The 14737-nt window shown below is 66.8% G+C and carries 15 protein-coding genes; 12 read left to right on the top strand and 3 right to left on the bottom strand.

Features of this window, described 5'->3' with window-relative positions:
* The first annotated feature begins 15 nt into the window (after nt 1–15).
* The 3 genes from ACT2B0_RS14335 (at nt 16) to ACT2B0_RS14325 (ending at nt 3047) form a co-directional block, all read left to right on the top strand.
* Nucleotides 16–783 carry an ABC transporter ATP-binding protein gene (locus ACT2B0_RS14335; RefSeq protein WP_473458567.1) on the top strand — a complete coding sequence of 256 codons (768 nt, stop codon included), beginning with the start codon at nt 16–18 and terminating at the stop codon, nt 781–783.
* Between the two features lie 6 nt (nt 784–789).
* Nucleotides 790–1644, top strand: coding sequence for an ABC transporter permease (locus ACT2B0_RS14330; protein WP_473458565.1), 855 nt, complete (start codon nt 790–792; stop codon nt 1642–1644).
* Between the two features lie 131 nt (nt 1645–1775).
* On the top strand, nt 1776–3047 hold the full coding sequence (locus tag ACT2B0_RS14325; RefSeq protein WP_473458563.1) for an FAD-dependent oxidoreductase: 1272 nt from the start codon (nt 1776–1778) through the stop codon (nt 3045–3047).
* Nucleotides 3048–3075: 28 nt separating this feature from the next.
* Here the strand turns inward: ACT2B0_RS14325 and ACT2B0_RS14320 are convergent, their stop codons facing one another.
* Genes ACT2B0_RS14320 through doeA form a run of 3 tightly spaced genes read right to left on the bottom strand, consistent with a single transcriptional unit; the run spans nt 3076 to nt 6169 of the window.
* Nucleotides 3076–3822, bottom strand: coding sequence for a GntR family transcriptional regulator (locus ACT2B0_RS14320; RefSeq protein ID WP_473458561.1), 747 nt, complete (start codon nt 3820–3822; stop codon nt 3076–3078).
* Nucleotides 3819–4979, bottom strand: coding sequence for an acetylornithine deacetylase (gene argE, locus ACT2B0_RS14315; RefSeq protein WP_473458559.1), 1161 nt, complete (start codon nt 4977–4979; stop codon nt 3819–3821). Before argE ends, ACT2B0_RS14320 begins: the two co-directional genes overlap by 4 nt.
* Before the next feature lie 5 nt (nt 4980–4984).
* Nucleotides 4985–6169, bottom strand: coding sequence for an ectoine hydrolase DoeA (doeA, locus tag ACT2B0_RS14310; protein WP_473466007.1), 1185 nt, complete (start codon nt 6167–6169; stop codon nt 4985–4987).
* A gap of 193 nt (nt 6170–6362) precedes the next feature.
* On the opposite strand from doeA, the gene ehuB reads away from it, so the two are divergent.
* The 9 genes from ehuB to ACT2B0_RS14265 all read left to right on the top strand — a co-directional run bounded on the left by ehuB (nt 6363) and on the right by ACT2B0_RS14265 (nt 14734).
* Entirely contained in the window at nt 6363–7208 is an 846-nt protein-coding gene (gene ehuB / locus ACT2B0_RS14305; RefSeq protein WP_473458557.1) for an ectoine/hydroxyectoine ABC transporter substrate-binding protein EhuB, read from the top strand.
* 88 nt (nt 7209–7296) lie between these two features.
* Nucleotides 7297–7968 (top strand): ectoine/hydroxyectoine ABC transporter permease subunit EhuC, encoded by a 672-nt coding sequence (gene ehuC, locus ACT2B0_RS14300; RefSeq protein WP_473458555.1) that lies wholly within the window; start codon nt 7297–7299, stop codon nt 7966–7968.
* A complete protein-coding gene (gene ehuD, locus ACT2B0_RS14295; RefSeq protein ID WP_473458553.1) occupies nt 7965–8633 on the top strand; it encodes an ectoine/hydroxyectoine ABC transporter permease subunit EhuD in 669 nt (222 codons plus the stop codon). The genes ehuC and ehuD overlap by 4 nt, the downstream gene beginning before the upstream one ends.
* Nucleotides 8634–8642: 9 nt before the next feature.
* Complete coding sequence (gene ehuA, locus ACT2B0_RS14290) at nt 8643–9419, top strand: ectoine/hydroxyectoine ABC transporter ATP-binding protein EhuA (RefSeq protein WP_473458551.1); 777 nt, start codon at nt 8643–8645, stop codon at nt 9417–9419.
* 56 nt (nt 9420–9475) lie between these two features.
* Nucleotides 9476–10486: a hydroxyectoine utilization dehydratase EutB gene (eutB, locus tag ACT2B0_RS14285; RefSeq protein ID WP_473458549.1), complete on the top strand. Its 1011-nt coding sequence runs from the start codon at nt 9476–9478 to the stop codon at nt 10484–10486.
* Nucleotides 10476–11468 (top strand): cyclodeaminase, encoded by a 993-nt coding sequence (locus ACT2B0_RS14280; protein ID WP_473458547.1) that lies wholly within the window; start codon nt 10476–10478, stop codon nt 11466–11468. The genes eutB and ACT2B0_RS14280 overlap by 11 nt, the downstream gene beginning before the upstream one ends.
* 11 nt (nt 11469–11479) lie before the next feature.
* Nucleotides 11480–11974 (top strand): Lrp/AsnC family transcriptional regulator, encoded by a 495-nt coding sequence (locus ACT2B0_RS14275; protein ID WP_473458545.1) that lies wholly within the window; start codon nt 11480–11482, stop codon nt 11972–11974.
* 116 nt (nt 11975–12090) lie between these two features.
* Entirely contained in the window at nt 12091–13575 is a 1485-nt protein-coding gene (locus tag ACT2B0_RS14270; RefSeq protein WP_473458543.1) for an NAD-dependent succinate-semialdehyde dehydrogenase, read from the top strand.
* A gap of 7 nt (nt 13576–13582) precedes the next feature.
* On the top strand, nt 13583–14734 hold the full coding sequence (locus ACT2B0_RS14265; protein ID WP_473458541.1) for a M24 family metallopeptidase: 1152 nt from the start codon (nt 13583–13585) through the stop codon (nt 14732–14734).
* Nucleotides 14735–14737 lie beyond the last annotated feature (3 nt).

Here is a 14737-nt window from a genome sequence, read left to right as displayed (position 1 = left end):
AAAGGGCGGACTGCCGTGGATCTGGAAATCAGAAACCTGTCGCATCACTACGACAAGCTAGAGGTTCTGCGGGACATCAACATCACCATCCCGAGCGGGCAGGTGGTGTGCGTCGTGGGACCCTCGGGCTGCGGCAAGTCCACCCTCATTCGGCTGATCGGCGGGCTGGAACAGCCCGCCGCCGGCGAAATCAACCAGATCGGCGAGCCGCCGCAGGGCTCGCTCAATCCGCTGACCTACATTTTTCAGGATTTTGCGCTGCTGCCGTGGCGGACGGTGGAGGGCAATATCTCGCTGGTGCTGGAAGGCCATCCGATCAGCCGCGAGGAGGTTGCCTCGCGGATCGCCAACGTGCTCGAGCGCACCCGGCTGTCCGACTTCGCCAATGTCTATCCCAAGCAACTCTCGGGCGGCATGAAGCAGCGGGTCGCGATCGCGCGGGCGCTGGCGGTCAATCCGGCCGTGTTGTTGATGGACGAGCCGCTATCGGCGCTCGACAGCCAGACGCGCGAACTCTTGATGGACGACCTCGTGTCGCTGTGGGAGCGCGAGCAGTTCACCGCGTGCTACATCACCCACAATCTCAACGAGGCCGTGCGCCTCGGCCATCGCGTCGTTGTCCTGTCGCGACGGCCGGGTGAAATCCGCGAGACCGTCGATATCGACATCCCGTTGTCGGAACGCAAGGTCGACAGTCCCGAACTGGCCAGGACACAGACCAAATTGTGGGAAATGATGCGCGAGGAGGCGCTGACGGCGGACCGACAACTCGCCGATGCGTGATCAATCATGACCGATTCCGTTTCCACGGCCGCTCAGGCCTCACTTTCCGCCGGCGGCGCTTCTTCGGAGGCCGGTGGCAAGCGTTCCGTGCCGTTTCGCGGCGGCGGCTTCGCGCCCAAGCCGGTGTGGTATGTGGCGCCGCTGATGTTCGTGGCCCTGGTGCTGTTGTGGGAGTTCGGCTCCAGCAACGGCTACATCTCGCCGCTGGTTCTGCCGGCGCCGAGCGAGGTGCTCGGCGCGTTCGGCGACCTGGTGCGCAGCGGCATGCTCGCCAAGCATCTGCAGGCGTCGCTGACGCGCCTTGTGATCGGCTTCGTCTGCGGCGCGACGCTCGGCGTGCTGGTGGGGGTCGCGATCGGGCTCTATTCGATCCCGCGTTCGGCCTTCAAGCCGCTGGTCGCCGCGATCTTTCCGATTCCCAAGATCGCGCTCTTGCCGCTGTTCATCATCTGGTTCGGCATCGGCGAAGGATCCAAGGTCGCCACCATCCTGTTCGGCTCCTTCTTTCCGATGGTGATCGCCACCTATGGCGGCATCGACGCCGTCGACCGCAACCTGATCCGCATGGGCCAGAGCTTCAATCTGAGCCGCATGGCAATCGTGCGCAACATCATCCTGCCGAGCGCGCTGCCGGCGATCCTGAACGGCATGCGCATCGCCGCCTCGATTTCCATCATCCTTCTGGTGGCGGCGGAAATGATCGGCGCGCAATACGGCATCGGCGCCTACGTGCTGTTGGCGGGCAATCTCATGGCCACGGATCAGCTCATCGCGGGCGTGGCGACATTGTCGATCCTGGGGCTGATCGTGAGCTGGCTGATCTCGCTCGCGGAACGCTATTTCCTGCGCTGGCGGGCCTGAACGCCGGCGCATGAGGCTGCCGGCGCGGTGCCGGCGGCCGTTTCACATCATCATGCAGGGACGCTCCGCGCCGGCTGGCGGCGCGGAAACGGGTCTTTGCGGGCGAACGCGACACGAAGGAGCATGCGATCATGACCAGGCGTCCCGAAGCAGATTATGACGTGATCGTTGTCGGCGGTGGCGCGGGCGGCGTCGGCGCCGCGCTCGGTGCCGCCAAGGCGGGCGCGAAAGTGTGCCTGGTGGAGAAATACGGCTTTCTGGGCGGCGCGGCGACCAATGCGCAGGTGCTTGCCTATTGCGGGTTCTTCCAGCAGGGCGGCGCGCCCAGGCAGGCGGTGGCGGGCGCCGGCGAGCAGGTGCTGGAGGCGCTGCGCGCGCTCGGCGTCAAGGCCGAGCCCTATCACTCGGAGACCACCGGCAACTGGATCGTGCTGCTCGATCCCGAACGGCTGAAGGTTGCGCTCGACCGGCTGTGCGCGGCGCACGGCGTCGACGTGATGCTGCATACCAGGCTGGCGGCGGTGTCGCGGACCGGCAGCCGTCTGGAAGCGGCGACGCTGGCGGGCATGGACGGGCGCAGCCGGGTGGCGGCGGAAGCCTTCGTCGATGCCAGTGGAGACGCCAATCTGGCGCTGGTGGCCGGGGTCGACTATCGCGTCGGCGACGAGGAACGGCGGCTGCAGGCGGCGACCATGCCGGTGCGCATCGGCGGTCTCGACCCCGACCTCAAGATCGATCGCGCCGCGATCAAGGCGGCCGTCGATACCTATAACGAGCGCGCCGAGTTCAAGATCAACCGCACCGATGGCGGCATCTACACGCGGGTGCCCGGAAGCAGCGATTTCTGGTGGCTGGTGATCGACCGCGAGATGGCCGATCTCGGCACGCGCACCTTCACTCGCGCCGAGCAGAGCGGGCGCGAGATGGCGCTGCTTCTGGTCGACGTGCTGCGCGAGAAGGTGGCCGGCTTCGAGCGGGCCTGGCTCGCCCAGACAGGGCCACAGATCGGGGTGCGCGAAAGCCGGCATCCGGCCGCGCGCTACGAGATCACCTATGACGACGTTGTCGGCGGGCGCCAGCGCGAGGACGGGGTGGCGCGGGCCGCCTGGCCGATCGAATTGCACAAGGAGGCGGGCAAGCCGTTCTACCAGAGCATCGGCGCGGACGGCTTTTTTCACGTGCCGCTCGATGCGGTCACGGCGCGCGGGCTCGACAATCTGTGGTATGCGGGCCGCGTGGTCGGCGCCGACAGTCTGGCCTATGGATCGATCCGGGTGATGGGCACGGCGTTTGCCACCGGCGAGGCGGCGGGCACGGCCGCCGCGCTTGCCGCCGAAGCCGGCAAGGCGCCGGATGCCGGGACCGTCCGGGCGAGGCTGATCGAGAACGGGGCGATGATCTGATCGCGATCCTAACGCGGCCGGGGGCGGTTCAGTCGTCGCCGCCGCGGGTCGCGTCGGCGTGGGCGCTGTCGCGCAGTCGCAAAAAACTCATCGAGATATGCGCGCGGCGGATATGACCGACGACCTCCAGGTCGCCGATCTCCACGGCGGCGACGATATCGGCCATCTCGCGGTGAAAGATGGTGATCTCGGTGTTGAGCACCGCCTGGTAGCTCTCCAGCCGCGAGGCGGTCTTCAGCCAGATGCGCGTCGTCTGGTAATAAAGAAGCTCGCTGATGGCGCGCAACGGTTCGTTCGCGGTCAGCGAATTCAGCATGTGGAAGAAGTCCATGTTGATTTCGGCGAACCTGCGCGCGTCCGGCGTCGCCACCAGGGTTTCGCATCGCGCCAGCAGTGTCTGGAAGGCGGCGATCTTTTGTGCGTCCGGCCGGACGGGGCTCAGCTTGCCGATCAGCTCGGCGAGTTCGACACGCAACTGATAGACCTGTTCGAGCGCGTCGATGTCGATATCGGTGACGATGGTGCCGACGCCGTGGACGGAGCGGACCAGGCCTTCGTCCTCGAGCCGGGCAAGGACCCGGCGGATCGGGGTGCGGCTGACATCGAACTCGTCGGCCAGCGTTTCCTCGCGCAGGCGTTCGCCGGGCGCGTAATCGAGCAGGCAAATCCGCTTGCGCAGCACGGCATAGATGCGCTCGATGCGTTCGCGCGACCCGCCGGACTGGGGCGCGCCCTCGGCGGCGGGCAGTCTGCCCAGGGTCGGGATGGCGGTCATCGGCTCATCTTCCGCCGCAATCGCTCCAGCATGCCCATGCAGGCCTCGAGCTGGTCGAGGGCAATGAACTCGTCCGGCTTGTGGGCCTGATCGATCGATCCCGGACCGCAGATCACCGACGAGATGCCGGCGCTTTGAAACAGGCCCGCCTCGGTGCCGAAGGGAACGACGCCGGCGTGGTCGGCGCCGGTGAGTTCGCACATCACGCGGCGGGCTTCCGAATCGGGCAGGGCGCGCAGGCCCTCGACCTCGCCGATCACATGGGTGACGATCTCGGCGTCGGCATGGACCGCTTGCATGGCCGGGCGCAAAACCTGGTCGACATAGGCGCCGAGATCGGCCTTCACGAAATCCGCGTCCTCGGTGGTGACCGGGCGCATTTCCCATTCCACGGCGCATTGGCCGGCGATGATGTTGCGCGCCGCGCCGCCGGCGATGCGGCCTACCTGGACGGTCGTCCAGGGCGGTTCGAAGCGGCTCTCTTCCGGTGCGCGGCCTTTCAGTTGTTCGCCCAGATCGAGCAGGCGCGCGACGTAGCGCGCGGCGTATTCGACGGCGTTGACGCCGCGTTCGGGCGCCGAGCCGTGGCCTTCGAGACCGGTGAATTCGGTCGTGTATTCGTAGCAGCCCTTGTGGCCTTCGATCACACCCATGCCGGTGGGTTCGCCGATGATGGCCACTGCGGGGCGCAGGCCGACCTCGACCAGTTCGCGCACCAGCGCGCGGGCGCCGAAACAGCCGATCTCCTCGTCATAGGTGAAGGCGAAATGGACCGGGCGGGCGAGGTCGGTTTCGGCGAAGGCGGGCGCCATGGCGAGCGCGCAGGCGATGAACCCCTTCATGTCGCAGGTGCCGCGGCCGTAGAGGCGGCCGTCGCGCTCCGCGAGCTGGAAGGGATCGCTCGACCAGTCCTGGCCCTCGACCGGAACGACGTCGGTGTGGCCGGAAAGCACGATGCCGCCATCGCCGGGCGGACCGATCGTGGCGAACAGATTGGCCTTGCCGCCGGTCTCGTCGCGCATGATCGACAGGCTTGCCCCGGCGCTGCTCAACAGGTCGGCGGCGAAGGTGATCAGGTCGAGATTGCTGTCCGCCGAGACGGTGGGGAAGCCGACCAGATCGGCCAGGATCGCGCAGGTGCGATCGAGATCGGCCATGGCGGTCAGTCCTTGACGAAGAGCTTGCGCGGCCGGTCGCACAGGCACTCGGCCGGCCCGCCGTCGCGAATGAGGATGCTTTCGGTGATCTCCAGGCCCCAGTCGCGCATCCACAGCCCCGGCATGAAGTGAAAGGTCATGCCGGCCTCGAGCACGGTTTCGTCCTCGTGGCGGAAGGAGATGGTGCGCTCGCCCCAGTCGGGGGGATAGGAAAGCCCGATCGGATAGCCGCAACGGCCTTCCTTCTCGATGCCGGCGCGTTCGAGCGACCCGAACAGGGCGCGGGCGACGTCGCCGGCCAGATTGCCGGGCCGGGCCGCTTCCAAGCCGGCCTCGAGCCCCTCCACCAACGCCTTTTCGGCGTCCAGCATCTCCTGCGGCGGCTTGCCGAGGAAAACGGTGCGGCAGAACGGCGCGTGATAGCGCCGGTAACAGCCGGCGATCTCGAAAAAGGTCGCCTCGCCGGATGAAAAGGGCCGCCCGTCCCAGGTCAGGTGCGGCGCGGTGGCGTCGGCGCCGCTCGGCAGCAGCGGCACGATGGCGGCATAGTCGCCCCAGGCTTCGCCCGTGCCGCGGATCGCGTCGGCGTAGATCTCGGCGACGAGTTCGTTCTTGGGAAGGCCGGGCTCGACGCGGGCCAGAATGCCGTCGACGATCTTTTCGGAGATCGCGGCGGCGTGGCGCATGAAGACGATCTCCTCCGGCGACTTGACCGCGCGCTGCCAGTTAACCAGCGCGGTGGCGTCGACAAAGGTCGCCTCCGGCAGGGTTTCGGTCAGCACGAGATGCGCCTTGGCGGAGTAATAATAATTCTCCATCTCGACGCCGATGCGCTTGCCAGCGTAGCCGCGCGCGCGCAGGCGCTCGGCCAGGTCCTCCATCGGGTGGCAGTGCGTCGACTGGATATAGCGGTCGGCATAACCGGCCACGTCGCTGTCTCGCATCCAGACCGTGCGCAGGGCGCCGTTGGCGTCCTGGACGCGGCCCCACCACAGCGGGTCGACGTCGTGGAACACGATCACACCCTGGTGGACGTAGAACGACCAGCCCTCGTAGCCGGTGAGCCAGGCCATGTTGGACGGATCCTCGACGAAAAGCACGTCGATCTCGGCCTTGGCCATCGCCGCGCGCACCTTGGTCAGGCGGCGCCGATATTCGGATTTTGGAAACGGCAAGTCGGCGGCCGGCAATTCTTCCTCCCTCGGCGACGGATGCGCTGTGTCGCCCGACAGGGACGATAATGTGTACATCTCTTCTCACGCAAGCACAAAATCATACGTGTAACTGCAATTTTAAGCAAAAACCCGTTGACATTCTCCGATCCTGCGTGATGTTGTACACAACAAAAGAAGAACGGGTGAACCTTACAATGGGAGAAACGCTATGAGACGTACCATCCTCAAGGGCGCGGTCGCGCTCGGTATCGCGGCGCTGACGATCGGCTCGTGGGCCGGATCGGCAGCGGCGGGCGACCTGCTCGACAAGATCAAGGCCGGGGAGACGATCCGCGTCGGCTTCTCGAACGAAGTTCCCTGGGCGTATCCGGGCGACAACAACGAACCGCTCGGCTTCGTCAACGCGATCACCATCGACATCCTGAAGAAGATGGGCACGACCAAGATCGAGCCGGTGGTGACCGAATGGGGCTCCCTGATCCCGGGCCTTCAGGCCGGCCGCTTCGATATCATCACCGGCGGCATGTATATTCTGCCGGAACGCTGCCGCAACGCGCTGTTCACCGAGCCGCTGGGCACTTTCGCCGATGCGCTTCTCGTGCCCAAGGGCAATCCCGAGGCTTTGCACTCCTTCGACGATGTGCGTGACAAGGAGCTGATGTTCGTCACCGGCGCCGGCTACAACACCGTCAAGAACGCCAAGAATGTCGGCATCGCCGACGACAAGATCATGCAGGTCGCCGGCCCGGCCGAGATCCTGCAGGCGGTCAAGGCCGGACGGGCGGCGGCCGGCAGCGGCACCTACTTCACCATGAAGGAATTCGCCGACAAGGACGAGGCGGTCGAGCTTGCCGACCCGTTCACGCCACCGGTCATCGACGGTTACCCCGGTCTGGCCTTCCTGCCCAACCAGCAGGAGGAGGTCGACGCCTTCAACGCCGCGCTCAAGGACTATATCGGTTCCGAGGAGATGATGAAGTCGGTCGAGCCTTACGGTTATTCCAAGGCCAACCTGCCCGACGGAACCCCGACGGCGGAGCTCTGCAAGGGCTGAGACGGCACGTTTGGCGTGTCGTATCCGATTTGAACCCGAGGCGTCTTCCGGCCCCTGAGCCGGAGGACGCGAAATGGGAATCGGCTTTATGAACGAGTTCGCCCTCGGTTTCAGCGTCGCAGCCCTGTTCAAGGGCGCGGCGGTCACGCTCTTCGTCACCACCGGCGCCTCGATCGTGGCCATCGTGCTCGGACTGGCCGTCGGGCTGGTGCGCGTGTCGACGCTGGCGCCGCTGCGCTGGCTGGCCGTGGCCTATATCGAATTCTTCCGCGGCACCTCGATGCTGGTGCAGCTCTACTGGTGGTTCTTCGTGCTGCCGATCTTCGGTCTGTCGCTGTCGCCGTGGACCGTGGCCATCGTCGGTGTCGGCATGAACGTTTCGGGGTATGGCGCGGAGCTGGTGCGCGCGGCGATCCAGAGCGTCGATCGCGGCCAGTACGAGGCCTCGACGGCGCTCAACTTTCCGCGACTGACCATGATGCGGCGCATCATCGTGCCGCAGGCGATCCGCGGCATGCTGCCGCCCTGGGGCAATCTCCTGATCGAATTGCTGAAGGGCACGTCGCTGATCTTTTTCATCACCATCACCGAACTGACCACCGCCTCGAAACTCGCCGCCGACGCCACCGGCAATTACCTCTTGTTCTTCGCCGTCGCGCTGTTCGGGTATTACCTCATCGCCCGGGCCATCATCACACCGCTGGTGCGCTGGCTGGAGCGCCGCTTCTCGCGGGGCTTCATCCGGGAGGCGGTGGCATGAGTATCTGGGACTGGGAGTATGTCTGGGAGGCGATGCCCTATCTGTTGAAGGGCGCGATCGTCACCGTGCAGGCGACCTTTATCGGCTTTGCGATCGCGCTGGTACTGGGCCTGGTCTTCGCGCTGATCCGGCAGTCGCAAAACCGGATCATTTCCGGCACGATGGCCGAGATCGTCGAGTTCATCCGCTCGACGCCGCTGCTTTTGCAGATCTTCTTCGTCTATTTCGTCGGTCCGCAATTCGGCATCGTCATTCCGGCCTGGACGGCCGGCATCGGCGTGCTCGGCATCCATTACGCCGCCTATTGCTCGGAATGCTACCGGGCCGGCATCGAGAATGTCGACGGCGGCCAGTGGGAGGCCTGCACCGCGCTCAACCTGTCGATGGCGCGGGCCTGGCGGGTGATCATCCTGCCGCAGGCGATCCCGCCGATCGTGCCCAGCCTCGGCAATTATTTCATCGGCATGTTCAAGGACACGCCGATCCTGGCGGCGATCGCGATCCTGGAAATGCTGCAGCAGGCCAAGAATTTCGGCGCCGAGAATTATCGCTATATCGAGGCGATCACCATGGCGGGCGCGCTTTACCTGCTGTTCAGCCTTGTCGCCTCGGTGATCGTCCAGATGATCAGCCTGTGGCTCAACCGCCGCTACCATCTGCAGTAGGAGCCCGTCATGAGCGATCCGATGGTCCGTTTCGAAAACGTCACCAAGCGCTACGGGGCGCTGACCGTGCTCGACCAGCTCAATCTCGACATCGAGCGCAACGAGAAAGTCTCAATCATCGGGCCGTCGGGTTCCGGCAAGACCACCGTACTCAGAATGCTGATGACGCTTGAGCGCATCAATGACGGCGTGATCTGGGTCGACGGCGAGCCGCTGACCCATATGGACAGGAACGGCACGCTGGTGAAGGCCAGCGAGCGCCATCTGCGGCGCGTGCGCGGCAAGATCGGCATGGTGTTCCAGCACTTCAATCTGTTTCCACACATGACCGCGCTGCAGAACTGCATGGAGGCTCCGGTTTCCGTGCTCGGTCTGCCGCGGGACGAAGCCGAGAGTCGCGCGTCCGAACTGCTCGACATGGTCGGGCTCGGCGACAAGAAGGGACATTTCCCGATCCAGATGTCGGGCGGCCAGAAACAGCGCGTGGCGATCGCCCGGGCACTGGCGATGCGGCCGAAGGTGATGCTGTTCGACGAGGTGACTTCCGCGCTCGACCCAGAGCTCGTCGGCGAGGTGCTCAACGTCATCCGAAATCTAGGCGCCGAGCACGATCTCACCATGCTGATGGTCACCCACCAGATGGGTTTTGCCCGTGAATTCTCCGACCGGGTCTGCTTCTTCTACGGCGGCAAGATCGCCGAGCAGGGACCGCCCGACAAGCTGTTCAACGACCCCGACAGCGACCGCACGCGCCAGTTCCTGAGCGCCGTGCTGGAGGCGGGGTAGCGGGCAGGGTTTTGTTCGACAGCCGCTTTGTCTTTTCTGTTGCGATCGATCCTGGCATGATTTCCCTGACCCTTTCCGACATTTTCGAGGCCCGGCGCACCATCGCCGGCACGGCGAGCGACACGCCGCTGGTGCCGTCTGCGCATCTCAGTGCGCGGGCCGGCGGCGAATTCCTGCTCAAGCTGGAAACGACACAGCCGGTCGGCGCCTTCAAGCTGCGCGGCGCGGTCAACGCGGTCTTCAAGCTGGAGGACGCGACGCGCGGCGTGACCTGCTGTTCGACCGGCAATCACGGGCGCGGGGTGGCTTTCGCGGCGCGGGCGCGCGGCATCAGGGCGGTGATCTGCATGTCCTCGCTGGTGCCGCAGACCAAGATCGACGGCATCAAGGCGCTGGGCGCGGAGGTGCGCATCGTCGGCCGGAGCCAGGACGAGGCGCTGGCGGAAAGCCTGCGCCTGTGCGCGGAGGAGGGACTGACGGAGATTTCGCCGTTCGACGACCCGCATGTGATCGCCGGCCAGGGTACGATCGGGCTGGAAATTTTGGAGCGCCGCCCCGATATCGCGACGCTGCTGGTGCCGCTGTCGGGCGGCGGGCTTGCCGGCGGGGTGGCGCTGGCGGCCAAGACGATCAAGCCGTCGGTGCGGGTGGTGGGCATATCGATGGACCGGGGGGCTGCCATGCACGCCTCGCTGGCGGCGGGGCGTCCGGTCGAGGTCGAGGAGGTGGCGAGCCTGGCCGATTCGCTCGGCGGCGGCATCGGGCTCGACAACAAGCTATCTTTCCGGCTTTGCCGCGATCATCTCGACGATGTGATCCTGGTGACGGAGGAGGAGATCTACCGCGCCTTGCAGACGCATTATTTCGAGGACCGGCTGGTGTGCGAGGGCGCAAGCGCGGTCGGCGCCGCCGCCCTCATCGCCGGAAGGCTGGGCGACCTCGCCGGCCCGGTCGCCACCATCATCACCGGCCGCAATGTCGACATGGCGGTTTTCAACGCCATCATGCGCGGTGCCGATGTGACGCTTGGCGACTATCGCATCACGGGAGCGCCTTATGCCGCATGACATCACCATCCTGACCGAAAACGAGCTGCGCGCGGCGGTGCGGCTTGATCTCGCCGTCGTCGACACGGTCGAGCGGGCTTTCGCCGCGCTCGCCTCGGGCGAGGTGGTGATGCCGCCGGTTCTGTCGATGGCGTTCCCCGACGCCAATGGCGAGGTCGACGTGAAGACCGCCTATATTCCGGGCTTCGAGAGCTTTGCGATCAAGGTCAGCCCCGGTTTCTTCGACAATCCCGCGCTCGGTCTGCCGAGCCTGAACGGTCTTATGGTGCTGTTTTCGGCGAAGACCGGGCTGGTCGAGGCTGTGCTTTTGGACAATGGCTATCTGACCGATGTGCGCACGGCGGCCGCAGGCGCGGTCGCGGCCCGGCATCTGGCGCCGGCGACGGTGGCGACCGCCGGCGTCTACGGCGCCGGCGTCCAGGCGCGGCTGCAGATCCAGGCCGCTCACCTGGTGCGTCCGTTTCGGCGTGTGCTCGTGTGGGCGCGCGACGGCGCCAAGGCCGCGGCCTGCGCGGCCGACATTTCGGCCGCGCTCGGCATCGAGGCCAGCGCCATCGCCGATCCGGCCGACTTGGCCGCGCAATCGCAGCTCGTGGTGACCACGACACCGGCCGAGGAGCCTATCTTCCTGGCCGACTGGCTGCATCCGGGCCTGCACGTGACGGCGATGGGCTCCGACCAGGGCGGCAAGAACGAGATCGAGCCGCGCGCGCTGGTCGAGGCCGGGCTCTACGTCGCCGACCGGGTGAGCCAGTGCGAACGGCTCGGCGAGTTGCGCGCCGCGATCGCGGCCGGGCTTTGGCGCGGCGGCACGCCGCCAGAACTGGGCGACATCGTCGCCGGCGCCAGGCCCGGCCGGGTGAGCGAAGCGCAGGTGACGGTTTGCGACCTGACCGGCACCGGCGCGCAGGATACCGCGATCGCCACCGTGGCGCTGGCGGCGGCGCGCGCCGGTGGCGCGGGCACGGTGATTTCGACCTGAATGGCGCGCGCATGCTGAAACTCGACGATCGCGACATGAAGATCCTCGCCATTCTGCGCGAGGAAGGGCGGATATCGAAATCCGAGCTCGCCCGGCGCGTCAACCTGACCGCGGCGCCCTGCTGGGAGCGGCTGAAGCGGCTCGAAAAGGCCGGCATCATCACCGGCTACCGGGCCGAAGTGGCGCTAAAGAAGATCGCGCCGCATGTCGTGATCTTCATGGCGGCCGAACTGGAAGGACACCGGGCCGAACATTTCCAGATTTTCGAGCGCGCGGTCGCCCGCCACGACGAGATCGTCGCCTGCTGGGCGGTGGGCGGCGGTTTCGACTACATCTTGCAGGTGATCGCGCGCGACATCGACGCCTATCAGCGCCTGGTCGACGAGTTGCTGGAAAGCCAGGTCGGGCTGGCGCGCTATTTCACCTATGTCGTGACCAAGCCGGTCAAGCTTTCGGCGCGGCTGCCCTTCGCCGCGCTGGTGCCGCCGGCTCCGGAAGACGAATGAGCGCTCCCAGGGCGGGCAAAACCGAAAAACCGTCTGCGCGGGGCGGGGTCTTCAAGAAAAACTTCGCCGGCCGGCGGTCGACAGTTCAGGCGCAACCGGAACGGAGGAGCCCTGCCATGAACGCGGTCGCCAAGCTGGAAAAGACATCCCTGTCCGCGCTGCGTGACCCGCGGCTTTTCCGCGAGTTCGCCTATGTCGACGGCGCGTGGGTCGCCGGGGCGTCGGCAACGGCGATCGACGTCACCGACCCTGCCGACGGCCGCAGGATCGGCGCGGTGCCGGCGTTGACGGCGGGCGATGTCGAGGCAGCGATCGCGGCCGCGCATCGCGCCTTTTCCGCCTGGTCGGCGAAATTGCCGCAGGAGCGCGCCACCGTGTTGCGGCGCTGGTTCGAGCTGGTCGGCGCGGCGCGCGAGGATCTCGCCCGGCTGATGGTGGAGGAGCAGGGAAAGCCGCTGTCGGAAGCGCTGGGCGAGATCGACTACGCCGCCTCCTTCATCGAGTTCTATGCCGAGGAGGCGAAACGGCTCAACGTGGAAAGCGTGACCTCGCATCTTCCCGGGGCCGAGATGTCGGTGATCCGCCAGCCTGCCGGTGTGGCGGCGCTTGTCACGCCGTGGAACTTTCCCGCCGCCATGCTGACGCGCAAGGCGGCGGCCGCGCTCGCCGCCGGCTGCACCGTGGTCGCCCATCCGTCGTCCGAGACGCCGTTTTCGGCGCTGGCGCTGGCCGAGCTCGCCGAACGGGCCGGGCTGCCGGCCGGCGTCTTCAACGTCCTGACCGGACGCGCGACCGAGGTGGTCGGCGCGATGACGGCCTCGCGGCTGGTGCGTGTCGTTTCCTTCACCGGCTCGACCGAGATCGGCCGGCTGCTCTACGCCCAATCGGCGCCGACGGTGAAGCGCCTGGTGATGGAGCTCGGCGGGCATGCGCCCTTCATCGCCTTCGCCGATTGCGATTTCGAACGCGCGGTCGAGCGCGCCGTCGCGGCCAAGTTCGCCACCTCGGGACAGGACTGCCTGGCCGCCAACCGCTTTTATGTCGAACGGCCGATCTACGCCCGCTTCGTGGCGGCCTTTGCCGAACGCGTGGCCCGCCTGACGGTGGGGCCGGGCCTTGCCGATCCCGATATCGGGCCGCTGATCAACGGCCGCGCGGTCGCCAAGCAGCGCGAGCACGTGGCCGACGCGCTGGCGCGCGGCGCGCGGCTGGTGACCGGCGGGGAGCCGCATCCGGCAGGGGAGAATTTCTTTGCGCCGACCGTGCTTGCCGATGTCGGCGACGACGCGCTGATCTTTCGCGAGGAAACGTTCGGCCCGGTGGCCGGGTTCGCCCCGTTCGACGCCGAGGACGAGGTGCTGGCCAGGGCCAACGCCACCGAGACCGGGCTGGTGGCCTATCTGCACACCGGCGATACCGGGCGCGCGGCGCGCCTGGCGCGAGCGCTCGAATTCGGCATGGTGGCGGTCAACCGCACCAAGATCACCGGCGCGCCGGTGCCGTTCGGCGGCGTCAAGCAGGCCGGCCTCGGGCGCGAGGGCTCGCGCCACGGCATGGAAGCCTATGCCGAGATCAAATATATCTGCCGGGAAACCGATTGAGGCGCCGATGCACCGCAACCCGTTTTCCGACGCGGAACTGGCCGGGCGTGTGGCGCGGCTGCGCGAGGCGCTTGCGGCGCTCGCCCTCGACGCGGCGCTGATCTCCACGCCGGAAAACATCTTCTATCTGACTGGCCTCGACCATTGGGGCTATTTCGCCCCGCATATCCTGATCGTGCCGGCCGATGGCGAGTTGGTGCTGGTGACGCGGGCGATGGAACGCGTTTCGATCGAGACCTATGTGCGCAATGCCCGTTTCGAGGGGCATGCCGACACCGAGACGGCGGCAGATCTGGCGGTCCGGATCCTGCGCGGCCGGTTCGCCGCCCCGGCGCGGCTGGGGCTCGAACACTGGTCGGCCGGGCTGAGCCTCGGCTTCGGCCGGGCGCTCGGCGCGGGTCTGGCGCATGTCGACTGGCACGATGTGACCGGGCTGGTGGATGCCATGCGGCTGGTCAAGTCGCCGGCCGAGCAGGCGTTGTTGCGCCAGGCCGCCCGGGTGACCGACGTGGCGATGGCGGCGGCGATGGTGGCGATCGGCGCCGGGGCAAACGAACGCGAGGTGGCCGCGGAATGCCACGCGGCGATGATCCACGCCGGCGGCGACACGCCGGGCTTCGGTCCCTTCATCCGGCCGGGCGCGCGGCTCGGCGAGGAGCATGCGACCTGGGGCGACGGGCGCTACCCGGCCGGCGAGCCGGTGTTTTTGGAACTGTCGGGCTGCGTGGCGCGCTATCATGCGCCGATCGGCCGTCTGGTCCATGTCGGCGGGATCGAAGCCGACGACGCGGCGATGGCGGAGACGGCAAAGGCCGGCTTCGACGCGGTTCTGGCCGCGCTCAGACCGGGACGGACGGCCGGCGCGGTCTACCGCGCCTGGCAGGACGTGGTGGACGCCGCCGGGCTTTCGCATTATCGCCGTCATCATTGCGGCTACGCGGTCGGCATCGGCGTGCCGCCATCGTGGACCGGCGGCAACCGCGTGACCGGGCTGCGCGCCGACAGCGATATGAAAATCAAGGCCGGGATGAGTTTCCACGTGCTCTCCTGGCTGATGGGAACCGGCCGGGGCGACTATTTCGTCTCGAACCCCGTGCTCTTGACCGAAAACGGCGCCGAGATCCTGACCACAACGGATTTCGGCCCGATCGTGACATAGGAG

Source organism: Nitratireductor sp. J20-h4 (genome assembly GCF_056780505.1).
Note: the sequence above shows the minus strand (reverse complement) of the source record. Positions and strands in the feature narration are given on the sequence as shown.